General features: G+C 51.4%; 17 protein-coding genes and 1 tRNA gene. All 18 read right to left on the reverse strand.

What is annotated here, in order from left to right:
- Positions 1 to 795: 795 nt before the first annotated feature.
- Entirely contained in the window at positions 796 to 1,701 is a 906-nt protein-coding gene (locus E3J62_08170; GenBank protein TET45169.1) for a DUF89 family protein, read from the reverse strand.
- On the reverse strand, positions 1,638 to 2,873 hold the full coding sequence (locus tag E3J62_08175) for an asparagine synthetase B (protein TET45185.1): 1,236 nt from the start codon (positions 2,871 to 2,873) through the stop codon (positions 1,638 to 1,640). The genes E3J62_08170 and E3J62_08175 overlap by 64 nt, the downstream gene beginning before the upstream one ends.
- Positions 2,874 to 2,922: 49 nt before the next feature.
- Positions 2,923 to 4,671, reverse strand: a complete 1,749-nt coding sequence (locus E3J62_08180; protein TET45170.1) for a tetratricopeptide repeat protein — start codon at positions 4,669 to 4,671, stop codon at positions 2,923 to 2,925.
- Positions 4,668 to 7,982 carry a hypothetical protein gene (locus tag E3J62_08185; GenBank protein TET45171.1) on the reverse strand — a complete coding sequence of 1,105 codons (3,315 nt, stop codon included), beginning with the start codon at positions 7,980 to 7,982 and terminating at the stop codon, positions 4,668 to 4,670. Before E3J62_08185 ends, E3J62_08180 begins: the two co-directional genes overlap by 4 nt.
- A 135-nt stretch (positions 7,983 to 8,117) precedes the next feature.
- Entirely contained in the window at positions 8,118 to 8,600 is a 483-nt protein-coding gene (locus E3J62_08190) for a hypothetical protein (protein TET45172.1), read from the reverse strand.
- A gap of 257 nt (positions 8,601 to 8,857) precedes the next feature.
- Complete coding sequence (locus E3J62_08195) at positions 8,858 to 9,532, reverse strand: hypothetical protein (GenBank protein TET45173.1); 675 nt, start codon at positions 9,530 to 9,532, stop codon at positions 8,858 to 8,860.
- Positions 9,533 to 10,001: 469 nt separating this feature from the next.
- On the reverse strand, positions 10,002 to 10,790 hold the full coding sequence (locus tag E3J62_08200; GenBank protein TET45174.1) for a thiazole biosynthesis protein: 789 nt from the start codon (positions 10,788 to 10,790) through the stop codon (positions 10,002 to 10,004).
- A gap of 12 nt (positions 10,791 to 10,802) precedes the next feature.
- Positions 10,803 to 11,816: a hypothetical protein gene (locus tag E3J62_08205; GenBank protein ID TET45175.1), complete on the reverse strand. Its 1,014-nt coding sequence runs from the start codon at positions 11,814 to 11,816 to the stop codon at positions 10,803 to 10,805.
- Between the two features lie 679 nt (positions 11,817 to 12,495).
- Positions 12,496 to 13,479 carry an aminoglycoside phosphotransferase family protein gene (locus E3J62_08210; protein TET45176.1) on the reverse strand — a complete coding sequence of 328 codons (984 nt, stop codon included), beginning with the start codon at positions 13,477 to 13,479 and terminating at the stop codon, positions 12,496 to 12,498.
- 2 nt (positions 13,480 to 13,481) lie between these two features.
- Positions 13,482 to 15,365 (reverse strand): ABC transporter ATP-binding protein, encoded by a 1,884-nt coding sequence (locus E3J62_08215; protein TET45177.1) that lies wholly within the window; start codon positions 15,363 to 15,365, stop codon positions 13,482 to 13,484.
- Positions 15,366 to 15,371: 6 nt separating this feature from the next.
- Complete coding sequence (locus tag E3J62_08220; protein ID TET45178.1) at positions 15,372 to 17,954, reverse strand: glycosyltransferase; 2,583 nt, start codon at positions 17,952 to 17,954, stop codon at positions 15,372 to 15,374.
- A complete protein-coding gene (locus tag E3J62_08225) occupies positions 17,948 to 19,276 on the reverse strand; it encodes a glycosyltransferase (protein ID TET45179.1) in 1,329 nt (442 codons plus the stop codon). Before E3J62_08225 ends, E3J62_08220 begins: the two co-directional genes overlap by 7 nt.
- The gene (locus E3J62_08230; protein TET45180.1) at positions 19,200 to 19,886 is read right to left on the reverse strand and encodes a hypothetical protein; all 687 of its coding nucleotides are present in this window, start codon (positions 19,884 to 19,886) and stop codon (positions 19,200 to 19,202) included. The genes E3J62_08225 and E3J62_08230 overlap by 77 nt, the downstream gene beginning before the upstream one ends.
- A gap of 15 nt (positions 19,887 to 19,901) precedes the next feature.
- On the reverse strand, positions 19,902 to 21,347 hold the full coding sequence (locus E3J62_08235; GenBank protein TET45181.1) for a T9SS type A sorting domain-containing protein: 1,446 nt from the start codon (positions 21,345 to 21,347) through the stop codon (positions 19,902 to 19,904).
- Positions 21,348 to 21,359: 12 nt separating this feature from the next.
- Positions 21,360 to 22,472, reverse strand: a complete 1,113-nt coding sequence (locus tag E3J62_08240) for a DUF560 domain-containing protein (protein TET45182.1) — start codon at positions 22,470 to 22,472, stop codon at positions 21,360 to 21,362.
- Positions 22,473 to 23,190: 718 nt separating this feature from the next.
- On the reverse strand, positions 23,191 to 24,021 hold the full coding sequence (locus E3J62_08245) for a hypothetical protein (GenBank protein ID TET45183.1): 831 nt from the start codon (positions 24,019 to 24,021) through the stop codon (positions 23,191 to 23,193).
- A gap of 383 nt (positions 24,022 to 24,404) precedes the next feature.
- Positions 24,405 to 24,480: transfer RNA gene (locus E3J62_08250), tRNA-Phe, on the reverse strand.
- 13 nt (positions 24,481 to 24,493) lie between these two features.
- Positions 24,494 to 25,150, reverse strand: a complete 657-nt coding sequence (locus E3J62_08255; protein ID TET45184.1) for a site-specific integrase — start codon at positions 25,148 to 25,150, stop codon at positions 24,494 to 24,496.
- Between the last annotated feature and the right edge of the window lie 58 nt (positions 25,151 to 25,208).

Genomic DNA, 25,208 nt, shown 5'->3' on the forward strand with positions numbered 1-25,208 from the left:
GACAAGGTGCCTTTTAATGGGTGCTTCGACTCGCTCCGCGAGTCTCGCAATGACATTTCTCTTTCTGTGTTGCGATATTTCGAAATTGCGAGATTCCCCACCTGTTCCTCCCCACACCTTCGAAATTCGAAAATCGAACCGAGAACACGTCATTTGGGGACGGTGCCCTCCGAATACTCGAAGGATTTTCAACTTGACATTTGACATTTCGTCCATTTTCCTGATTCTCTAGGTCTTGTGACTCCTTGTTATCCAAGGACTTACGCCGTCGCATTGGGGACGGTGCCCTCCGAATACTCGAAGGATTTTCAACTTGACATTTGACAAAATGCCTAGGCCCATCGATACTCTTCTCCCCTTGGATGTGTTTGGTTTCCAGCAGATTCGGAGTTGATCCTGCTTGTTCTGAGCGATAGTGGAAGGGAGCCGAAGGCGAAGGGAGCCACCGGCGAAGGATCTGCTTGTGCCAGATTGCTTCGACTCGCTCCGCGAGTCTCGCAATGACATTTCTCTTTCTGTGTTGCGATATTTCGAAATTCGAAAATTCCGGGCCACCCCCTGGGGTGCGGGGATTTAAGAACTTTGTAGGGGCGCGGTCTCCGCGCCCATCTTGGTTCTGGGTGAAACAAATAGGATTTATCCTTTGTACTTTGCCCTCTGTACTTTGTATCTCCCGCGCGGGAAGGGTTTTCGTTCTTGGTTCTTCCTCTCGCGGTGTGTGGTGTGGCAATTTCGCAGTTTCGCAATTTCGATAGTGGGGATGAGGGCAAAGGTAGTGTTTGGGGCGAAGAGTTCTTAGTATTGGGCAAACACAAGGGAGCCGGTTTTCACGCCGAGTTCGCGGGCCACAATGTCGCACTTCGCTTTCAGCAGGAAAAAAACGCCTTTCTTCAGTTCATTTAGGGTTTCGAAGTTGGCATGTCCCTTGGCCAGAACAAGATCGGCTTTGTCCAGTTCAGAAAGAAACTCGGGTGAGCACCTATCCTGATTAACACCCAGATCATCACTGCCCGTAGTTATGATCCGGGCAACTCTGTCAAGACCAACCTTTAGCGCATCCTCAACTGTCGCGTCGTTTATGATTGGGCCCGACTTAACCGCTATAGTCTTACGCACAGTTGAGGGGAGCTCCTCGAGCAGGGCCTTGTCAAACACAATCTCTCCAGAGTTGTCGGCGACGAGGAGTATGCTCCTGGCAGTTCCAAGCCTGTCCTTGAATTGAGCAAGATCGCTTCTTGCAAACCCTCTTTCAAACAGAGTGGTCAGTTCCTTCTCCAGATCGAAAGAGTCCTGAGCACCGAGGTCGATTACATTCCCGAAGCAGGAGACAAGCAAAGCAGTCTCTATCCTGTCTGCAGAATCTTCCACTACCTTCTTCGTAGACTGGTACAGTTTAAGGGCAAGCCTGTTCTGCTCTCTTTTGGCCTCTCTGTAAGGGTCCGGATTCTGAATCGCCTCACAGACGGCCTTTACCGCACAGGTGGCGTTTGCAGCTGGACTGTCCTCCAGGTCGAATTGTGCAGCTGCATCAAGAACTGCCGAGACAGCGTTGGGGAGAAGGAGAGGGTCGCTTGTGGCAGCCCGTGCCGCCCTCAGCCCCTGCGCAATGGCGCAAGGGAGGCAGGCCGGATCTGACTTCAAGTCTTTTGCTCCTTTTTCTTGGCGGCTGGAAAGAGGATGTTGTTGAGGATCAGCCTGTATCCTGGCGAATTCTTGTGGAGTTCAAGCCTGGTTGGAGGGTCGCCAACCATATGCTGGTAATCTTCCGGGTCATGTCCTCCCAGGAAAGTGAACGTCCCCATGCCGAAGTTGCCGTGCACGTACTTGATCTCTTCTGTGCCCAAGACCTCTGCCATAACAACCACCGACTTCTTTATCGTTTTCCTGTTGAACCCACTGTTCTGTCCGAGAAACTCCTTGACGAGCGAGACATGATCCTGGGTGAGCATGGTTGGAACCGGATCGTATTTTGCACTGAATTCAAACAGGCTGAAGTAGGTGTCCGGGCCCCTGATTGAAGCGGTTGATGTAACATCTATGTCAGAGTGCTCGTACTTGAGAGGGTCCAGGACAAGTTTGAAATCAGTGAAGACGAATGTCTTGCTATAGTCTAGCTTCTTTTCACAATCCGGGTCCGGTGGGTCGCCGTCATACACAGAGGCGACGATGTCAACGTTACCCGCAGCGAGGGCGATGTCGTAGGTGTCCGTGGCAGAACACATGGAGAACAGGAATCCACCGTTTCCGACGTACCGTTTTATGGTCTGAGCAACCGCGTGCTTGAGCTGCGACACCTTCTTGAAACCGAATCTCCGGGCCGTCTTGGTATTCATTGCAACATCCTTCTTGTACCAATCTGTATTTCTGAAACTCGCATAGAACTTTCCGAACTGTCCTGTGAAATCTTCGTGGTGAAGGTGAAGCCAGTCATAGTTGGTCAATCTCCCCTTGAGAACCTCAGCATCCCAGACCTTCTCGTAGGGTATTTTCGCATACTCCAGGGCCAGGGTAACCGCATCGTCCCAGGGCTCCTTGTTATCCGGTATGTAGACCGCAACGCGCGGAGCCTTCTCCAGCAGTATATTATCCATATTAGAGTTTTGAATCTGGTCGTATATCCTGGCTACTTCAACACCGCCAATAACTGTGTAGGTCACGCCATCGATTCTGCATCGCTTCTCAATCTCTGGGTGTTGATCCATAAGAAAGGATCCGCCTCTGTAGTTCAGAAGCCATTCTACAGGCCATTCTTGTTCGAGGGCCCAATAGGCAACCCCATATGACCTTAGATGATCCATCTGAGCCAGGTCCATATAGATGAGTATTTTTTCAGCTGAAGAAGTGGAACAACACAAGTGCGCAGTTGCGATCAGTGAGAGACAAAAGATGAGCGTGCGCAACAGGGGCCTCCAGTTGAGGAAACTAAGGGTGATCCTCCGCTTTCAGTTCCTCAATCCTGTTCCTGACCGTGCTGGCCAGAACATAGTCGGGGAACTTGAGCAGTACTTCCTCCAATTCCTCTATTGCTGCCTTCTTGTTGTTGAGCCTCTCAGCAAAGAGTTCGGCAATCCTTGTCTTCGCCTCTGGCCTTAGTCTGCTCTCAGGGCACAGGTTCAAAAGATCCTTGTAGGCTGCGATGGCCTCGTTGTAGCTTTCCTTCCCTTCCAGCGCTTCTCCCACAAGAAGTATGCAGTCGTCGGCAAGTGATGAGCCGGGCGCATCTCTCAACAAAGCCTTCAGGTCTTTGATAGCAGAATCATAGTCTCTCGAATACAACAGCCTCTGGGCACCCGCTATTCTATGGAGATGCTTTCTATTGTCTGAGTTATCACTGATGAAAACATGTCGCCACAGGGCATCATTCACGTAATCGCTCTCTGGAAACCGATTGGCAACCTTGTCATATATTGCTAGAGCGCTGTCAAAGTCACCCTGAAAGTATGTTATCTCACCAAGGAGAAAGAAGACGCGGCTGGAGGGGGCAACCTCCATCACACTTTCAAGCTCAGTTGCGGCTGCCCTCAAATTCCCGAGCCTGAGGTTGCAGTCCGCGATCATGAATTTCGAATCGAGTCCAACCCCCTCTCGGGCTCTGGAATCTGCTAGAGACTGGAAATAGGGGAGAGCTCCTTGGGGGTCGGACAGACCATTCACACGGACAAGTCCTATTCTGTATTTTGTCTGGCTGACGCGAGGATCTCTCGGGAAATCATGTATGAACCTCTTGTAGGCATTGATGGCCTCTTCATACTTCTTGCTGGCCTCAAGCACTGTACCTATTCTGAACGACGCCATTGTTGAGTATTTGCTTTTGCCCTCCGCAAGACTCTCATAGGAGTGGAGTGCAGTATCGTAAAGACCTTCCCGCTCTGCCCTTTCCGCAAGCTCCCAGAGAGGCTCTTCTGCACCCGTCATTCCGTACTCCTTCAGAGCCTGGTCATACTCTCCCTCGAGCAAGTAGAGGTCGCCGAGAATTCTGTGAATCACAGGCCATTTGGATTTCTTTTCTGCCCTTGATTTCACAATGTCAAGGACTGTGGATCGATTGGAGCGTGACATCAGCCTCTTCAATTCTCTCTCCACCCGGAATGCATCCTTTGGCTTTATCAGAAGTACATTCAAGAGCTCCTCGGTCGCCTTCTTGTAGTCGCCGATTCTCTCGTATGTCCTGGAAAGCTCTCTTGCAAAAGTATGGGGTTGCCCCAGAGTCTTCTCTCCTCTCAGGTATAAATCTATGGCGTCCTCATCCATGTGGTTCCTGGTCAGCTCATAGGCAACAAGGGAGTAGTAGCTGCGGTTGGAAGGGTGAGTGTGTATGACATTCTCCCAGATTTCTTTTGCTCGTGCTTTGTCTCCCTTGGATGCCCAAGCCTGTCCCAGAGCCAGGCGTACGGATACATCTTTTGGCCTTATCTTCAGAACAATTGTGCAGGCTTCGATAAGCTTGTCGTACATCCTGGCCTTCATGTATGCATTCCTCAAATAGGGGAATACGGCTTGATATTCAGGATGCTCATAAAAGGCCTTCTCATATAGCGCCAGGGCTTCGGATTCTTTGCCCGATCTTGCCAGATTCCTCGCTGCGTTTAAATCCCTCTGTATCTGTGGATCCACTGCCACGGATTCGAGGGCAACAAACAGTACGGCGATAAGGAGTAGTAGCTTTTTCATTTTGCAAGGGATTTGAAGTAGGCTCTGATTAGTTTCTCGTATTCCTTGGGGTAGGCCTCTTTGAGTGCCTTCAACAAGTCCTTCTGAGCCATCTTTTCTTTTCCGCCCAGATCTGGGGGTAAGGCACCAGGCCCTTTCACCCAGGGTATGTCCTGACCAACCTCGGCCTTTCTCTTTGGAGAATAGTCTCTCTTGCGCAGAGATCTCTGAGCATCCAGGAGTCTGGAAAGAATTCTCTCCTGTCTTTCGACAAGTTTTCGTGATACATCAGTGCGCTCAAGAGACTTTGCGGCCTGCTCAGTCTCCCGCGTGAGAGCACCCAGATCACCCAGAAGCTGTTCCGCTTCTCCTAAACCTTTGGCTATCTCAGAGAGTTGTTCAGAAATCATTCTTTGCTCGGCGGCGAGCCGGGCAATCTGAGCTCTGGCCTGCAGGCTCAGTTTTCCACCTTCTTGAGTCAGCGCGAACAATGATTGGACTCCCTTGTTTATCCCCATCTGCTGAGAGCACATGCCAGAAAGCTTCTCGAGTGCCTGAGAAAGACCACCGGCCGACGAACACGAGCCGAGCGACTTCCTTGACTTCATCAGTTCTTTTACCGCGTTATTCACAGCAGTGACAGCACTGCTGCCTGCGTTTTTCGCAGTTCTCATGTCACCCGACTCAAGCGCTTGCTCAGACCCTTCCATGTTTCGGATCGCAGCACCGAGCTGTCTGCCTAAGGCACCCGTCAGGAAGAAGGACTTCTTGGCTGCCTCGGACAGTTTTTCTGCCACCTTCTTAACCCCTTCCTTGAGTGCCTGCTGAGAACGCGCGGTCACTGCAGGGCTGGACTGAGTTGAACTCTCCAGAGTGGCAACCATTTCGTTCAACTCCTCCTGTGCATCTGACAGGTTCAGGAGATCACTCTGTGCTGCTTTCATCGCCTCATCAATCTCTTCTGCCCTGGAGGCCATCATCTGCGATTGGGCACTTTTTAAGCCCTGAGAGAGCGAGGAGAGATGTTTCTGAATCTTCTTCTGCTTGGCAGCGGCAGACTTTCTTTCCCCACCGGAAAGCATCTGGCTTGCTTGCTGCATCTGGCCGGGCACGTCCTGAGCCTCGAGGTTCTGGGATAGTTCCTGCAGAGCCTCTGAAACCTCTGTGTCAGATTGCTTCAGCTCCTCTGCAAGGCGTTCCATGTCTTTTTTGAGCTCTTCAAGCTCCTTGCGCAGCTCCTCCTCCTCCTTGGCCAGTTTCTCTGTATCGCCGCCTTTTTCGGTCTCCTCACTCAGGGCCTTGTGCTGCTTCTCTATCTCGCTGGCCTTCTCAGCAAGTCTTTTCATCTCCTGTTCCTGCTTGAGCCTTTCCAGTATCTTCAGAGTTCTCTCCAGCCTTCTATTCAGTTCCTCTTGATTCATCAAAAGCTCACTCATCGCCTTCTTTATGTCTTCAGGATTCAGTTCCTTCATTGCCTCTCTCAGGTTCTCCATAGCTTTGCGCATCTCTTCAGTTTGGACTTCAGACAGCAATTCACTTATCCTTTGCATTTTGGTGAAGATTTCCTGGTCTATGACAAAACTACTTTCCATTCTTTCAAGAACATCATCCAATGCCCTGGCGACCTCTTCCACCTTTTCTGCGAGTTTCTTTTGCCGTTCCATCACCTCTTCGACAGACTGCTTCTCCTCCCAACTCAGACTCTTCTGTTCAGCAAGTTCCTTTCTCAATTCCTCAAGTTTTTCCCTCAGCCGCCTCTGTTCAGGCAAGATGCCTTCAATCTCTCTAGCTGCAAGATCCTGCTCCTGTGACACTTCCGTGTAGATCTCTTCAAGAGTTGGGAACCTGACTCTGAAGGTTTCACTTGATGACTTCTTTGGGCCTGAGTAGGTATCGTTATCGAAAACCTCAACGTGATAGGAGACAACATCTCCAGGAAGCAGGCCCGCATCAGACAAATCCCAATCGAAAGAGACCTCTGCTTCGGACCTTCTTCCTCTCAGGTTGGCGATAGTAACCTTCTTCTTTTCTTCTCCTTTCTTACTCACAAGATAAAATCGGGTGAGGCCAAAATCGTCGGCAGCCGAAATGAGGAGCCTCAAAATCATGTCCCCCGGCAAATTCATATCTCTGCCAGGCTCCACAATGCTTACTGTTGGATACTCGTCGTCAATGGCAGAGATTCTGTAGTGAATTGGATCTTCGTTCTCGTTTCCGTCTGGGTCTTCTATCAGTATGTGGTAGGTGCCATCTCTCTTGATATCACAGGAGATTTGAAAACTGTTTTCTTCTGTCAGAGAACCGAGGACTACTGTTGAATCGTCCATGAACATTGCAGCGTAACTGAGGGGAACATTGCTCCTCCCATTCAGAATTACCTTTGTTCCGACAAGTCCGGAGATGTCGCCAACGCCTTCGTCCAGAACTGTTGGGGGCAGGTGGGTGTAGGCCGGATATATGTATTTCATCTTGAGACCCACGACCGCGGGTCTGTCCAGGACAGAGATGTGGTAGTCAGGGCTTATGACGCCTCTTGCCATAACCCTGTAGCTGAAGCTTTCATTCACCTCGGAGAGCGTGCCGGCGAAATGGCCAGAACCCCTTCGCTCTAGTCTAAGCTTGGTTGGTTCGGTGTCCTTCTTTTCTGTCAAAAGGTGGGCACGCAGCGGCCACCTTCCCCAGATTAGAGCATCAACTTCAAGATCGAATCCTCTCACAAGCCTCATGGAGCCAGGCCTCACAGAGATGTATGAACCATATGAAGAAGAAGGGTGGGTCAATCTTAACTGGGAGTAATAGAAACTGGCTGGAAAGAGAAGAGAATAGATGAGCGCCGCGCTGATGGAGCACGCGAGGATGCGGTATGAGCGAATCAAAAAGGTTCTATTGAGAATGGTATTTAAATCGAGCTGGCCGAGGATCTCGGCTGCATCCTGTCCAGTGGCCTCGATAAGGTCGGTGGAATAGCCCTCCCTCGAGTCCTTCCTTCTGTTCCAGAGCTGGACAGTGCTTATCAATCTGGCTTTGAGCTGGGGAAAATGCGCTTCAACCCTCTCCGCTGCAGCCACAAGATTGGGCCGTTCAAGCAACTTCTTGATGGTGTAGATTCCGAATACGGTGAGAAAACAAGCAGGTGCCAGAAAAGAGGCGATTCTCCTGGTGGCCTGGGATAGCACAAGCGCCTGATCAGCCAGCATGCTGGCAAGTAAGATGATGGGCAACGCAGAGAACGAGAGGAGAAGGCCTCCCCAGGCATCTAGCCTGGCTTGAGAAAAGGCTAACTCCCTGAGCCGCCGGATAATCCTATCGTAGCTATTCTGAAAATCTCCCATCTCGCAGACTTCTCCTACGTGCTTCTAAGACAAATATATCAAGTCACGTGCAAATTGTCAACAAAGGCAAAGACGAGGCTTTACCCCGGGGATTGGGTTAGATTCCTCGCCTCTATATTATACTACAAACTGTCCTTATTCGCCTTCTTTTTCTAGCCCTTTTTCGAAGGCGTTCAGCCTGGCTTCTACCTTTTTCTGGATTTCCCTGTTGATAGTATCTCCTAGCGCACCTCCGACCCATGTGAATTCGTCGTCAGGGATATCAGCCTTCACGTACACAGAATCCATCAGAGTCTCAAACCACTTCTGAAGGGCCTCGGCGTCCGCCTTCACCTCCGGGTGTTTCTTCAGGTACAGGGTATCCCGTAACTCGTTGTGATCCGGACTGAGCTTGTATTCTTGCTCGAATTCCTTTCTCTTTACCTGGTACTTAATAATGGCGAGTCGAGACAACTTGGCAGCTTCAATGTACCTGTCACACTGGTCAATGTTTATTCTTCTGTCTTCGGGGGGCACAAAACCGGTCCCTCCTGGCTGGCCAGGCTGTTCATCCTGCTGTTGGCATCCAACCACGAGAATGAACATACACATAAAGAATAGAAAAGGGAGTCTTCTCATTCTAGGCTCCTCCGTCGAATTGATTGCAAGCCCTTGGTATTTGGCCTGTGCAGACTATCATCTCTAGACAAAAGTGTCAAGAAGAAATTTAACTCCCTACACTCCACGCACATCCCCTTCCCCCACGGGAAGTAGAAGGTCCCAAGTACAAAGGACGAAGGCCAGAGTATAATGGTTCCACCCTTTCCGCAAGAATAGAGCCCTTGTCTGCTCAACTAATCTCGGGTTCGATTTTCGTGTTTTGTTTTCTCGGGTCATTAGGTTCCGGCTTTCAGTTTCTCTATCATGCGTGTGTGCTTCTCGCAGAACTCGTAAGGACCCCCAATCTGTGCATAGATCAGCTCGACCTGCCAGTGGGCATTGAAAAGCCGACAACCCGGATCATCACAAAAAGCCTGTCTGGTCATTGAGTAGAATACCGCTTGTGCGCAGTAACCCTTCAGTACTTCGATCATTCTCTCATCGCCATAATCTATGAAATGCTCACCCATTTCTTCCTTGAGTGACGCGACATCCACGCCTGCATTCCTCCTCTGGTAGTACTCGGAGGGTTTTGCAGGCGCCTCCACAAGACCAGTTGCGGAAACAAGACAGGGATATCCGAGCATCACTGCTCTGGCATGCCATCTAAGGTCATCTCTGTCCCACGTGCCAAAGAGTTCGCGGGTCAGTATGAGGTGGCACACATTGCTTCTTCTGCCTTCTTTTGGTATCAATCTCCAGTACAAGGACACCAGTCTGGTAGCATCATAGAATATGCCGCCCGATTTGATCGAAGCTCTCTCAAGCCTTCTTTTCTCAAAATCTATCTCAGCCTCCAGAGGATCATCGTTCAGCTCATTCTTGGTGGGATGCAGAACCCTGATGGTTGCAAGTTCAAGTGCCAGGTTCTCTTTTTTGTCCAAATGAGTAGACCAGAATTCGTCCTTCATGTTCACATCTGTACCGAATGTGGCCAGCAGATAGCCTGCCAGCCTCGAGGCATCGATACCCTCGCCCCTTAGGCCATCATACAGCCTGACATTGAAATCCCGTGGCTCAAAAAGAATTGTCTTAACCCCCCTCGAAAACAGCTGTAAGCCGTAAGCTATAAGATAGCTGTCAGCTAATACATGAAACTACGAAATTCCCATCACCCAGTCCCCCCACCTTCGAAATTCCCACCTACCCACCCTGCACCTTCGAAAATGGAAATTGGAGAATCTAAACCCAGAGAACCGCAGAGTGGCAAAGTCCTGTTGGGTTTCAATTTCGCAGCCTCGTGGTTTCAAGTGTTGCGCTTTAAGGCCAAGCTCTTGTAACCACAGATTTCGCAGATTATCACAAGATTATTCTTTTGGTTTGTGTTCAGCCATGAGGATATGGTTTGAATCCGTGTTAATCTCGTGTAATCTCGTGGTTTCAAGTCAGTTTCTCAAGTATGATTTCGGCTGCCCTTCTCCCGGACAAGAGCATACCACCAAAGGTCGGGCCCATTCTCGGGAGGCCAAAGGTCGTTGATGTCGCCATGCCGCAAACCACAAGTCCAGGATGAATCTGGCTTGTATACTCAACCACCATATCTTCAGACCTTTCGACCCACATTGCCCCGAATCCTTTTGTCTTCACCAGCCCTCTTTCCTCAAGCTTCTTTACCACACACGCGTCATGGCCTGTTGCATCGAGCACTATCTTGCTCTCCAGCGCGACAGGGTCAACGCACGTTATCTGCCTGGGGAGCGCCTCAACAGGTGTCCAGTTCACAACGACTCCCGCGACCGCGTTCTTCTCTCTCAGGACAACGTCCTCGAACACAGTCATGTTTGCGAATTTCGCGCCCGCATCGCATGTCGCGGCAATCAATTTGGAGCACGCATGCGGACCGTCTGTGACATAGAGGCCCTTTGTGGCTTCTTCGTAGGGGATGCCTAGCTCATCCAAAACCTCCTGACCAGGATCCCTGACAGTAATCTTATTCATGAGATAGCCGCCTATCCAGAATCCTCCCCCAATGTAGTTGTTTCTTTCAATTATCAGAACCTTCTTTCCCTTGGTGGCAATATCCTTTCCTGCCATCAGGCCTGCGGGACCGCCGCCGACTATTACGCAGTCAGATTCCACGTACTCACTGAACTGTTTTGAGAACCGCTCAACTATCGCTCTTGTGACATCTTTCTCACTTACAGGAGCGAATATCCGCTTTTCTGGCATACTATCCCCCTTTTAGTTTCCAATATATCTTGAGTAAAGACTCTTTGCCAGGCCGATATCAGAAGTGCCTCTGACAATTGCTCTTCCGTCAGGGAAGACAACAAGCTCGTGGCCTTCTTTCTTGAAGTTCAGGAGATAGCCCATATGTGAGACATCTCCCACAGTTTTCAATTTTTTCTCCAGGGCCTTGAGGTCAACTGTTGTTTCGTTGGCCGGGACTATCTGCACGGAATTCCTTCCGCATAGACTGACTGCAGAACTTGTCCTTTCTTTTCCGAGATACTCAAAATGGCCTTTGACGCACGCAGGACAGCTCTCGGATCGTTCAACTGCTATTGCTTCAAATGTGCCGGCTGCGAGATCGACATGTATGAGCCGCCTGGATATGTTTTCGCTCTTGCATATGATCTTCACTGCTTCGGTGGCCTGTATAGCGCCCACAAGCTGTGGCACTGAGGTGAGTATCCCTTCAGTTTCGCACGTTGGAGTCCGTCCAAGCTCCGGGGCAACAGCATACATGCATCTGAAACAGGGCCCACCTGGCAAGATATTGAAGCTCATCCCTGATGAAGAGAGGCACGCCCCGTGTACCCAGGGTATTTTGTGTTTCACACATGTATCGTTTATGAGATACCTCGTTTCCAGATTGTCGGTGCCGTCAACCACCAGATCGCAATCAGCAAGTATCTTATCTATGTTACCTGAATTTACGTCTGTCACTACTCCGTTCACTCTCACCTCTGAGTTCACACTTGACAGCTTCTCTGCCGCTGCTATTGCCTTTGGCTTCATCATTCTGGCGTCATTTTCGTCGAAGAGTATCTGTCTTTCCAGATTTGGAAGCTCAACGAAATCTCTGTCCACAATCTTTAGAGAACCGAAGCCGAACCTGACCAGAAGATTTGAAGAAGCACACCCCAAGGCACCGCATCCTATAATAGTGCAGGACGATTTCTTGATCATCTCGCGGCCAGAATCACCAATCCAGTCAATCAGCCTTATCCCGCTGTATCTATCCTCGGACATAGCAACCCGACATTATACCCCCTGCCCACGCCCTGTCAAGAACCCCTTAACGAAGTACAAAGTACGGAGGACAGAGTACAAAGAACGAAGAAGGAAAACGGTTACCCTTCTCCCCCCGGTGCAGGGGCGCGGTTTCCGCGCCCATTGAATTGCTTGGGCACCACAACCCTATTTCGACGGCGGGGAAGGGGGGAATTTGCTTTTTGCCCTTCGGCTTCCCCAGACTACGCTCTTTGTGGCCTAGTCTGACTTCACTCAGGATAAACTCCGAATCTGCTTTTCCGCCACTCTCCTACCACCCGACAGAAAGAAAAGTGTGATTGCGAGCCACCTAAGGTGGCGAAGCAATCTCTCTCAAGGAGATCCTTCGCTCACGCTAAAGACGAAATATACCTCGGGTCATCTTCAATGGGGTGGCCCTATTTCGTTTTCGATTTTCGTGTTCGCCTCTGGAGACGTAGCCCGTCGCGCAGTCCCACGGAGCTTGGAAGAGCGAAGTGGGGAAGTCAGGAACGACGTAGTCGGGCGATAGTCGAGGGGAGCCGCAGACGAAGAATCTCCTGACCACGCATTTCTCACTTTGGCTTCTGTAGTTTACACCGGGGTTAGCACTCCGTCCCTACAAATAGTATACGGAGGAGATTTCAAAAATGTAAGGTCTGACCCCGGGCCGGGCTGTCTACTCTTTGGTGAGGGGATCTGAGGAGAGGAGTTCGACTGCCTGGCAAAGCATGGCCTGCGTTTGCTCGGTCCTGTCGGGGTGGTCCGACGCGAGGCTTGCCAGCCGGAGGAGAGTGGACGCTTCGAAGAAGACTATCCTTCCCATTTGCATATTGATCGCTGACTCCAGATAGCACTTCAAGAAAATGTCTCTTTCACGGGCGAGAGCCCCTGGATCAGAATGACGCTCGAATGATAGTAGCTTCAAGTGGGCCAGGAAGTTGCCGACGTCAATGGCAGGATCGCCCAACGCAGAATCATCCAGATCCACGAAGGCGGCCCTGTCCCCAAGCGCAATCACCTGTCCGGGGTAGAAGTCGCGATGTATCGGGCGGACCGGTATGTTTGCATCTGGCTCGCTTGCCCAGAGGAGGGTCACAAGTTCCAAGACTGTTGGCATGGCCTTCGGCTTGTTCACAGCCAATATCTGTATCCTTTTGCAGAGAACTGCAATCTCATCCCTCAGAGTCCAGACCTTTGTCATGTTTGCATCGCAGTTATGGAAGTACGCCAGGGCTTCTGCTGCACGCCTGACCCAGGAGTTGAGAGCCGAGCCTTGAAGCTGAGAGAGTGGGGTACCATTAATTCCTTCGATGAGTAGCATCCTGTGCTCGGGGAGGTAGGCGAAAGCCTCAGGAATTAAGAGCGCTTTTGAGCAGGCCTTTCTTAGCTTTCTCATCTTGTTAAGTATGCCTTTTCCCCTCTTATTGTAGTATATCTTCACATATACCTGCCGCCGTCCTTGACTCAAATCATACAATATGGTACAGCGCCGGCCCGGCCTGTGTTTCACAACCCGGGCTGAACTGATTTCCAGATCTCGCATATGGTTCTGAACTCCCGGCATGGTCTCTTTGAAGAGCTGAGTCATGGCCTCCTTGTCTGAGGCAATGCGGAGAGAACTGATGGCCGGGTCATCTATCTTTGGGAAGAGAGAGGCCATGCTTATGTGCCCGGGTTGGAAGACTGACTGGAGACAGATCCAAGGCCTTCCTCTGTGAACTGCATCTTATAAAGGCGGTTGTAAAGGTCGCTCCTCTCAAGGAGCTCATTGTGCGTACCCTTTTCGACCAGCTCCCCATGGTCCAGCAAGAGGATTTGATCTGCCTGATGAACCGTGGAGAGTCTGTGGGCTATGACAAGAATCGTCCTTCCCTTTGCAAGGCGGCCTATCGCTTCTCTAACCTTCATGTCCGTCTCCGGATCGAGCCCCATCGAAGGCTCGTCCAGGATGAGTATGGGCGCATCTTTGATGATGGCTCGCGCTATGGAAATCCTCTGTCTCTGGCCGACCGAGAGGGTTGCGCCACGTTCCCCCAGTATCGTCTCATATCCATCAGGCAGCCTGGCTATGAACTCGTGGGCATTCGCCTGACCTGCTGCGGAGATAATCTCTTCTATCGAGGCATCAGGCTTTCCGTATGCTATGTTCTCCCTGATGCTGAATCCAAAGAGAATTGGCTCCTGAAGAACTATTCCGATCTGCTCCCTCAAAGACTCAAGTTTGTAGTGCCGTATGTTGTCCCCATCAATGCGAATCCTTCCCTCCTGCGGGTCGTGGAGCCGCAATATGAGGCCGACAATGGTCGACTTCCCTGCACCTGTAGGCCCCACAATGGCCACAAACTGGCCCGGCTTGATAGAGAAGCTGACATTTTTGAGTGCGGACTTTTCCGGCTCATAGGAGAAATTCACGTTCTTGAAGGATATGGCACCCCGGAATCTGGGTGCCTCGACCGCGTGTTTCGAATCCCTTATCTTGGGCTCCACCTCCAGCACCTCGATCACCCTCTCACCACACGCCATAGCCTTCGCCACTCTTTTTGTAAGCTTGGAGATGTCCCGTATCGGCCTGTACATCTGGCGCAGGTAGGCCATGAAGACTATGAGATCGCCTGGAGTCAAGGCCCCTCCAAGCACCTTCCTCACGCCGAACCATATGACGAAACAGGTGCCGAAGGCGAGGATAATTTCGACAGCCCTGTAAAGCTGAGCCTCCAGCCTGGTGGCCCTCAGCCCGGTCTTGAAGCTCTTCCGGCTGTACTTCTTGAACCGCACGTTTTCAAGTTCCTGTCGAGCGAAGCTCTGCACCAATTTTATGGAGCTCATCGCCTCGTGGGCTATCGTGGCCAGGGCGCTCTCTTTCTTACGCTGCCTCCTCGAAGCGCGTCCTATCTCACCAGAGATTCGGAAGACAGCCAGGAAGAGAAAGGGGACGACACTCAGTGCGGCGAGAGTCAGGCCCCAGTCCATCCAGAACATGATGGCGATCATTCCGAACAGAATCAGGAAGCTGCTCAGAAAGGTCAGCACTGAGGCGACCAACATCTCCTTGAGCATATTTATGTCCCCGGTCAACCTCATGAGAAGGTCTCCGGACCTGCTCTTGTCGTGAAAGGAGAGGGAGAGATTTTGAAGGTGTCTGAACAGCCTACGCCTTATGGCGAAGACGACGCCCTGTCCACTGCTGGCCACAAGCCATGTCTGAAAGTAGTTCAGGATTCCACTCAGGATTGCGATACCTATGATCGCAGAACAGGCGATTGTAAGAACCTTCACCTTGGAACCTGTGAGGACGTCAAGCGGTACAACAATAGGACCCAGTCTGAAAGGTTTCTCTCCATCAAACAGGACATAATCGAAGACGACCTTTATCGGCCAGGGGCGAAGGAGATTCATGAGGATCACCCCAAAGGTACAGGCCAGTGCCACGGAAAACTTACCGTAGTATGGCCTGAGATGAGTGCCAAAGTAGGAGTAGATGCGCCTCAGGTCCTTCAGGCGGGCCTCCGTAGTCGCTGCTCCAATTCTGAGCTTCAGCAAAGCCATTCGTCCTCACCGTTGCGCTGGAGAGATGGGCGGGGCAGGATGGCCGAGGATCTTGTAGAGCTGAGGAGACTGCCTCTCGCCAAGCATGGAGGCTATCTCAACCACCCTCTTGACCTTCCCATCCCAGGAATGCCTCTCCAGAACCATTTTGCGGGCCCTCTGTCCAAGCTCGAGCCGGAGTTCCTTATTGCGACTCAAAAGGGTTAGGCAGTCCATGAGCCCTTTTCTGTCGCCGGGGGCGTATAGCAACCCTGTCTCGTGATTCTCAATCACGTCCGATGGTTGCCCCTGCGCGCTCGCTACTATCGGTTTTGCCATCGCAGCATACTCGAAGATCTTGAGGGGAGAAAAGTAGAAATCATCCATTGGTGGATATGGGGCAACAGTCACGTCCATAGATGCTATGTATGTTGGTACAAGATGGTGGGGAACTTTCCCGGCCAGCACAGCTCTATCTTCCAGGCAGTTCTTCTTGAGATACTTTTGAGTCCAGTCTCTCAGAGGACCATCGCCAACTATCAGGAGCCTCCAGTTCAGCCTGGTGAGGGAGAGCTCCCGGAATGCGTCCACAAGTATGTCTATGCCGTGCCACGGCTTGATACTCCCCACGAAACCCACAACGAAGTCGTCCTTGCCGATATTCAACTTTTCTCTGACATAGCCGCCGTCAATGTCTGGGTCGAAGACCCGAGGGTCAACCCCGTTGGGAATGACGAATGTTCTCTGCCGGGATGCTCCTCTGTCAATGGCATATCTGCGGAGTTCCTCTGAAACTGCAAAAAGCCCATCAGCAGCCGTGAAAAGTTCTTTCTCAATCGCATGGGCAAGCACAGAAAGGTCCATGCCGCGATAGACCTCCTGCTCCGTGGGAAGAGGGGAGTTAACCTCAAGAAGATAGGGGATACCCCAGTTCTGTGCTAATTGAGCGCCCACGAAGCTCCAGAGGGAATACCGCTCATAGATCACATCCCACTTCTGTCTCTTCAAGAGCCCCTTCAGCTTCCTTCTGAGGGAGCTGTTCATCTGCAGACAGTAGAACTCGTGTGGCAGATTCTCTCTGTCACCCATACTCCGTGTAGTAGAGGCGACTCTCAAGGCCATCTCTTCAGGTGTGAGCTCCCACACAGGTATATCATATCCCAACTTATCTCCCTCTCCCAACCTGGCCACTACAATCTCAACCTGGTTGCCACGCTCTCTCAGTGCACGAACAAACTCTCTCACATGGACGGAAGAACCCTTCGAGCCGAGGAGTGGTATCCCCATGTCCGCGCAAACATAGATCACCCTCAACCCCGGTTTTCCTTCGGGTGTGAGTGAAGGAGCTGCCGTTGGCTTCAATGGTTCCGAAGATTGGCCCCTTCTGCGGAGACTATCGAGCAGAAGTTCATAGACCACACCGGCGTTCCGGCTCACCTCAAACTGTCTTTCTACTTTCTTTCTTGCTTCCACAGCCAGGCGTGCTCGAAGTTGGGCGTCGGAAAGCAGTTTCTTTAGCGCATCTGCCAGCGCCAGTGCGTCATTCTGGGGGACTACGAGGCCGGTCTTCCCGTCGTCTATGATCTCGGGAATGCCAGTGAGATCAGTTGAGATAACAGGCAGGCCTACAGCCATCGACTCCAACAGAACGGTTGGAAGAGCGTCCTTGTTTCCGTCTTCTGCAACCACACAGGGTAGGGCGAAGACGGTTGCTTTTCTAAGCCTCTGCACCAGCTCCGAATGCCGCTCAGCCTTCTTCAGCGAGACCGCATCTCCCAGGCCGTACCTTTCGATGAGGCTCTTCAGGAGAGGCCTTTCTGGGCCGTATCCAACTATCTCACATCTGAAGTCGACGCCCCACTCCCTCAATATTCTGCACGCCTCCACCAGGTAGGTGAACCCTTTCTTTTCCACCAAACGCCCCACGCCCAGGATGTGTGATTCCTCCCTTTCTGCTCTGTGGTTGGGACGAAAGACAGTGAGGTCAATGCCGTTATAAACCACGCGCACCTTCTGTTTCACAACCTCGCCGCAGAGGCCAGTCAGATAGCTCTTATTGAAATGGCTCACAGTTACTACAAAGTCGGCAAGGGATATCTTCTGTTTGAGGAGCCTGGAGTCGAGGTTGTTCAGGAATATATCCTTGGCGTGAGCGGTGAAGCTGTAGGGGATGCCAGATATTAGATGGGCGAACATCGCCACTCGGGTTGCGGTGCTCGCAAAATGGGCGTGGAGATGGGCAACTCCGGTCTGGTGCAGTTGGTCAACCAGAAGACCAGCCTGAAGGAACCTGGTCAGAGCGGACCTCTTTCTCCTAGAGAGCGCGCTCAAGAGCGCTCTCAGATACCTGCCTCTGAATTTGAGGAGGAGACGCCGATGCACTCTGAGAACGGGTGCCGATCCGCGGAGGGTGAGGTATGTGGCCTCTGCCCTCACCTGCGTCACCCTGGTGTGGAACCGCCCTATTTTTGGCCTCTTCAGCGAAAAGATATGGATATCCATACCCCTTCTCTCCAGCTCCAGGATTTCGTTCACGATGAAGGTTTCGGAAAACCGTGGATACATCTTCAGAACATATCCTATCTTGGAAGATGGTTTTTTGTCTACCATCCTTGGCCCACCTTATGAAGAGTCTGAATCCTTGAGGAACACAAAAGTTCCTGTACCAACCTACTCACCTTCGCAAGACCATCCATCTCTATAGTGCCGCTTGGCACCTCAAAACCCTCCATGCTGGATAAGACTTCTCTTCTCAGCACCTCTGGAGTCAGTGACTCGGGATGAATCATCTTGATCAAACCCAACCTCTCCATTCTCTCAGCCCTGAGAAGTTGTTCCAGTCGAGGGAAAACTCTTGGGATTATTATGGACGGCTTTCTTAAAGATAGAATCTCGCACACTGTGTTGTAGCCGCCCATGGAGACGACAAGATCGGCTGCATTGATGTAACTGAGGAAGTCAGAGGTAAAGTCTATCACTTTGACCGGCCAGTCCGGGTCGAGTAAAGGCACAAGTCGGGACCGGTCCTCCCTGCTCATGAATGGCCCGGTCACAATGAGGGTATCGTAGAGAAAATGCCCTTTGAAGTGGGCGAGCCCTTTCAGATAGTTTTGGATTACAGGAAGACCGTCTTCTCCACCTCCTATGGCCACCAGTACCAGGCGGCTGGTCTTCATACCGAGTTCTTTTCGTACCTCATCCTTTGGTCGAATTGGATCCTCCCTGGATATGTATCCCGCATACTTGACCTTCGTTCTTGCGCTGCTGGCGATGCCATATTCAGATACTACATCGCAGATGGACTGGCAGCCGTAGACTATTACGAGGTCGTAGACCTTCTCCAGAAGAGTGTATATTTGCTGCTTAGCCCAAATCCTTCGAATTTTAGGTCCTTCGTCTATGATGTCTCGCAACCCCAAAATGATTTTCGTATCCGGTAACGTCCTTTTGACCATGAAGAGAGTCCTTCTTATCTCATCCGTCATACCGGCAGGTGAATGGTCGACGATGAACACGTCCGGCCTGAAATTGGCCGCAGTTTGACGGATAATTGCCTCCCGAAGAGAGGTTATCTCCTTCAGGGTGAGACGGAGATGGCGGGACTTATACTCCCCTGAGATGTCCTTGGTCACACTGGGGATCTTCACATAGTCGAATTTTCCGGGGAGGAAGAAACAGTGGGCAAGGGGAGATCCGGTCAGAAGTAGAGCGCAGCTGCTCTCAAAATCCTTTACCAATCTGGCACCAACAGCTGTGTTTCTGCGTATGTGTCCCAGGCCATATGTGTCGTGGCCGTAGAGAAGTATCTTGAGACTCGGTCTATCTGGCCTGTTTATCATGATCGATGTCCATCTCCTACTGGAAAATGACCATTCTCTTCCTTGTTGCCGCTTTTGTGGAGTTCGGAAACTTGAGCTTGACCCTCCACTCATACGTGCCTGGCTGAACAGGGCTCCCTGAAGAGCCCCCCTCGTTCATAACACCATCAAAGGTAGCAATAGTGTCCGAATTCTTCGTCGAAGACCAGATGAGGCTGTCGTACTCACTATAGAGTCTCGTGTTGTTCCACTCTATCTGGTTCTGATAAGCGGACCAGACGAAATCGAGGAGATTGAAGGGATCAGGGGTTGGCACCGAGTCGCCCTCTCCAGGCTCGAGTAGACTGAGTCCGTGAGTGGAGACGTCCATAGTAGGAACGACCACTTCCGGGGTGTCAGGGTTGAGGGAGAATATGTATCTCACATAGCCGAACTCATCAGGGACCTCAGATACTGTTTTGACCAACCAGCGGCCGTGGGGGACATCGTAGAACCTGTAGTCCCCGCTCTGATCGGTGATGGTTGTGTCGAGAAGGGTGTAGTTCTCATCGTTGTAGAGACTGACTGTCGTTCCTACGAATGGCTGTGAATACTTCACCACACTCCCCTCTACCGATGGTGTCGGCTGGGGTTCCGTGGGATTGTTGCTGCAGCCTGAGGAGAGAAACAGAAAGGCTGCAGCCAGATACGCCAGTCCGGGATGAAATCGTCTTGTCAGCTTCATGAGCATCGTCTCCTCTCATTCCAGAAGCACCAGCTTCCGGGTGAAGCTAGAGTTTCCTGCGGTCAGTTTACATAAGTAGACTCCTGCGGCGACTTTCCTGCCAGATGAGTCCTTGCCATCCCAGGTAGTTGAGTGATGGCCCGGTCCCACAGTTCTGTCCACAAGGGTCATCAACAGTCTGCCAGCCAGATCGTAGACGGACAAAGTTGTGCGTCGGGCATCTGGAAGAGTGTAGCGAACCGTCGTGGTGCGGATGAAGGGGTTGGGGGAGTTCTGGTACAATCGCAAGCTGGAGACTGAAAAATCGAAATCAGGCTCCTCGTCTATCCCCACAGGGCTCGTCCCTATGGCATAGAGCTTTCCGTCCCAGGAGCCGAAGTAGATGGTGCCTGTTGAGTCTATGGCTGGTGAGGAGCGGATTGAACCGCCCACCCGGATACTCCACTTGAGAGACCCACCGGGGTAGATAGCGTAGAAGGTGGAGTCTTCGGAGCCAATATATACTACCCCAGCCGAGTCGAGCGCAGGAGATCCGCGGACTGTCCCACCAGTACTGTATTTCCAGGTCTGGTTACCGGCGGAATCTATAGCCTCCAGCCTGACTCCAAGCCCAATGTATATGGTGCCATCAGAACCGACTGCCGGCGTAGAGTAGATTCTGTGTACGGTCGGATATCTCCACTTGATCTGTGGGACCGTCGGGTCTATCGCGTATATTAGACTGTCGTTTGACCCAGCATAAACTGTCCCGTCTGGGCCTATGACAGGTGAGGTGTATCGTATAGGTCCTCCTGTGAGCATCTTCCACCTCTCACTCCCGTCGGGTCTAATCGCATACAGGTGAGAGTCCTCAGATCCCACGTAGATTGTCCCGTCCGGCCCCAGTGCCGGTGAGGAGAAAATGGGGCCGCCGGTTGGGAATACCCATTTCAGTGTCCCATTTGCGTTAATGGCATAGAGACATGAGTCGAGCGAGCCCACATAGATGGTCCCGTCCGGGCCGATAGCAGGTGAGGAGCGGACTGCGCCGCCAGTGGGCCACGTCCACTTGAGGGTGCTGTCTGAATTAAAGGCGTACAGGTTTCTGTCGTCGCAGCCAATGTAAATGGTTGCGTCAGAGGAGACCGCCGGCGAACTGTACTTCAATTTGGCAGGAACATCGTAGCGCCATTTGAGCGTGCCGTCATGATTCACAGCGTAGAGAAACTCGTCCCTTGAACCGATGTAGATGGTCCCGTCAGAACCGATAGCCGGAGAAGAGTGGTAGATGGTGTCCAGCGTCTGATAGGCCCACTTGATGTAGGGCTGAGAATAGGCCCCGTAGGGGCTGTGGCCTGTGTGTTTCATATCGTGATGAAACATTGGCCAGGGACTGTCGGCCAACTGTGCGTAGGCGCCTGCAACCAGCAGGGAGAGGATTCCCAGAAAGCTCAAGAAGGCAAAAACTCTGCCCTTGCTCATATCAACGTCCAGTTAGAGGGTGAGCCTTGATCCAACAGTAAAGGTATTCACTCTGTAACTTCTCTCCTCTTCTTCCCTGCTGGAGTCTTTTTCCCTCCGTTCGTAGCCGAGAAGAAGATCAAGGATTTTCAGGATCTTGATTGTCGCTTTGGCTCTCAGAGCCGACCTTGCATCGATTCTGCCGAAGTTCGAGTTCTCCAGATGTGGCGTTAAGTACCTCCTATCGCCGACCTGGTAACCCAGTTCAAGGCCAAGTCGAGGGGCGAGTTGAGACCTGAGGGAGAAGGCAATACGTTGGGCTCTGAAATCATAGTTATCATCCTCTGCCTTCCTATTTCGCCACTCGAAGCCCATGCAGGGTCGCAGCAGACGACCTGATTCATATTCGAGTTCAAGCTCGAGAATGTCTGTTTTGTTATCCCTATGGTCGTGAATTTGTACGAAATCCTCCAACCTTACCTCGTAGGCAAATGACGCTTCCCAGTCTTCGGAGAGCTCTTGAGACAGTTGAACCCCCGCGAGGTGTCTGGAGTAGGTGGCGTCGCCAGTTGAACTGGGGAAGTAGAGGCGTTTGGGAATGAACTCGTACTTCAGTTGGAGAGATGTTCTGCCGGCCGAGGAGCGGATTCTGGCGAAATAGCGCTGGTTGTTGTTGTCTTGAAATTCTGAATAGAAGTTCGCTTCTCCGCCAAGACGGACCTCAGCCTTTGACCTGTTCAGGAGACGTCCTTTCAGTTTGATCTCTCCTCCCAGCACATATATGAAGTCGCTACCCCGGGTGGTGTAGCCAGGATTGGCCTGGTCAGTACGCTGCCACTCGAGGCCGCTGCTGGCACTCAGTTCGCTCGCCACTGCGCTCTTAGACACTGTCGATGCAAGCGCAGATACGAGGAGACCTGATATGAGCCAAAGCCTGACACAAAAGATCCTGAACAGTTTTGCACCTCTCTGTGCGCAAATGGTGGGGCTATCTACCCAATAGAGATCCGAAGATTCCATCGAAGCGCTTTGCTTCCGTTCGCTATCACTCCTTCCGAGTCGAGGTACGCCCCAGGAATCCATGACCGCCGGCCAAGGAGGATTATAGGTCAATCCCGTGACGGCGTCAACTCTGCGATCCAGCAAACCTTGACGTGCGACCGGCCATTCGAGCCAAGGTATGTGAGAGCCACTGCAAGACGATGTCCCTCATCTGCCGGACCAGGAGGCAGTTCTCCAGGTGCACATACTATTCAGATTCTACATCCGAATATCGCAAGATTTGTGCCGGCCAACTGGCCTCAGGTCCAGGGGCGTAACTTTAAGTCCCGTAATGTAATGCCTTTGGTGGTCACGCACGGAAGGTGTGCCGTTGCGGGGAATAACGACCCAGTGTGAAACGACATGGGGCAAATTGCCTCTGTACGATGTGAACGGGTACCGACCTGTTCACTTTCGCCACCTCTTCTGCAATTTGGAATGTCTCCCTGCGTCGTGTTTGCAAATTCCTCCCGAGCATCAACCATAAGATTAGAAACGAAATGGACGCGGCAACCCTCCTTCGCCCAGTCTTCGCCAGACTACGCCCTTCGTGGCCTGGTCTGACTTCACTCAGGAAAAACTCCGAATCTGCTTTTCCCCGATTTTCCTACCACCCGACAGAAAGAAAAGTGTCATTGCGAGCCACCTAAGGTGGCGAAGCAATCTCTCTCAAGCAGATCCTTCGACTCCCAGAATCCTGTGGCTTCCCGGGTTTCAATTTCGTAATTTCGTCGGGAGTGTGGCGGTTGGGGCCGGGAATTTCGGATTTTCGTGTTTTTGACTTTATTTTCGATCTTCGATTTTCTATTTTCGTATTTTCGGATTAGGGTGTCTTCAGCCCGGTTATGTAAAATGCGACATTTGCTGTGAGGTCTACGTTTTCTATGAATATCTTTTCGAACCGGACTTCGGCTCTTATGTTCCACGTGTCAGTCACGAAAATTCTGCCTCCGCCTCCAAACCTCAGGAGCAGTCCACTTTCGCTGTCGTCGTATCCATTGAAGGACGTCGAGAAGTTCACAAATCCGAGCCCCAATAACCCATAGGGTACGGTAGGTGATCCGGTCTCAAAGTGCTCCAGGACGCTGCCAACCAGGGTAAGGGCCTTGGTCGAGTATCCGTCATCGCCCCAGCTCATCAAACCGATCGTGCCTGTTAGCTCTATCTGTTCCGTGGCAAAATACCCAAAAGTAGGTTCGAGATGGATGAAGTACCCTCCATCCGAGGCTGGAGCTGGCTGCATCCCCCCAAAGGTCATGAACATGCCGCTGAAGTTCATGAGCATTCCGCCACCAAATTCCACCATGCCGGCTGACAAATCGCCAAGCTGTCTCTTCGGCAGTACCAGGATTTCTCCTGCTTCGAACTGCTTGACCACCTTAGGTCGCCTCTCCTCCGTGAATACTATATCTCCAAGTTCGCCATGAACCCAGCCCTTCACACCGACGAGATACATTATTTGAACCCATTCCCCCTTCTGGCCCAGAACCTCGTATCGATCGCCCTCGGATAGACTGGTCACGATGTCGTGCTTTGTCCCGGGCCCGCTCCTGACGTTTGCCCTCTCAGCACTAATCTCTAGCATCTCTACTCCGAATCCAGTGGATGCAAACATCAAAAGGGCCACAGCCAATGCGCCCGAAAGCCTCTTCATGTCTCCTCCTTTCCCTTGCGGGAATTACAGGTTACTAACTACGAAACCTGCCACGCTTGCCCCAGCACAAACAAAAAGTCATTGCAAGGCGTCCTGAATCAATCGAAGGGCGAGCCGTGGCAATCTGGGTGAAGAAGAATTGAATGTCGCGAAGAGTCCGCTGGGAACGCGCATGCTGCTTGTCGAAATTCAAAACAAAACCCTGTCTTGAATTTGGGATTTAGGATTTATATCACAACAAATCCTAATATCGAATATCTAAATTCTAAACAATCTCAAAATTCTAATACCTAATCTCAAAACACCCCGTTTAGGACATTTGAATTTTGGTCATTAGATATTGTTCAGGATTTAGGATTTCGGATTTAGAATTTGGTTTTAAGTGGTGCCGAGGCGCAGAATCGAACTGCGGACACCGGGATTTTCAGTCCCGTGCTCTACCGACTGAGCTACCTCGGCAACTTTTTTGTTTTCAAGGACTTCCACGAGTCCCAATGCCTCTGATTTTCCGCCCTGTGCCAAATTTGTGCCAAATCGTAGTCAGAGAATCAACAGCATTCTGTAGATGAGCTTTTGACAGATGTGAGTATTTCATGGTCATTCTCATCGTCTTGTGACCCAGGAGCTCCTGAACTGTCCTCAAATCGACCCCGCTCATCACAAGATAAGAAGCAAACGTGTGGCGAAGGTCATGGAACCTGAAGTCCTCAATTTCTGCCCTGCGTAAGGCTGCCTTGAATCCTTTCTGAACCTTTGCGAAGGGCCTTCCATCCCTGTTGCAGAAGACGAAATCACTCATGATGTGTCGCGGCGAGATGTTGAGCGCATAATGAAGGACATCATTTATCGGGATTACTCTGCGTTCGTTGTTCTTCGTGTTTTCAACTGTTATTGTCTTAGTGGGGAAATCTATATCTTTCCACCTGAGATTCAATATTTCCGACCTCCTCATTCCCGTGTGGAGAGCAGTAATCACTATTGATCTGACGTGCAGGGCGCAGTTTTGCAGGAGCCGTTGGACCTCTTCCGGTTGTAGAAATCTGACTCTTCCCGGAGGCTCCTTGAGAAGCCTTACGCCTTTCATAGGATTGGTCGCTACATATCCCCATTCAATAGCCTTGTTGAACATGTGCCTCAAACAAGCCAGTTCCCGATTGACAGTAGCAGGCCCTGCCTTGGCCAGCCTT

The sequence above is a fragment of the candidate division TA06 bacterium genome, from assembly GCA_004376575.1.
In the GTDB taxonomy this organism is placed as follows: Bacteria; Hydrothermota; DG-26; order E44-bin18; family E44-bin18; genus E44-bin18.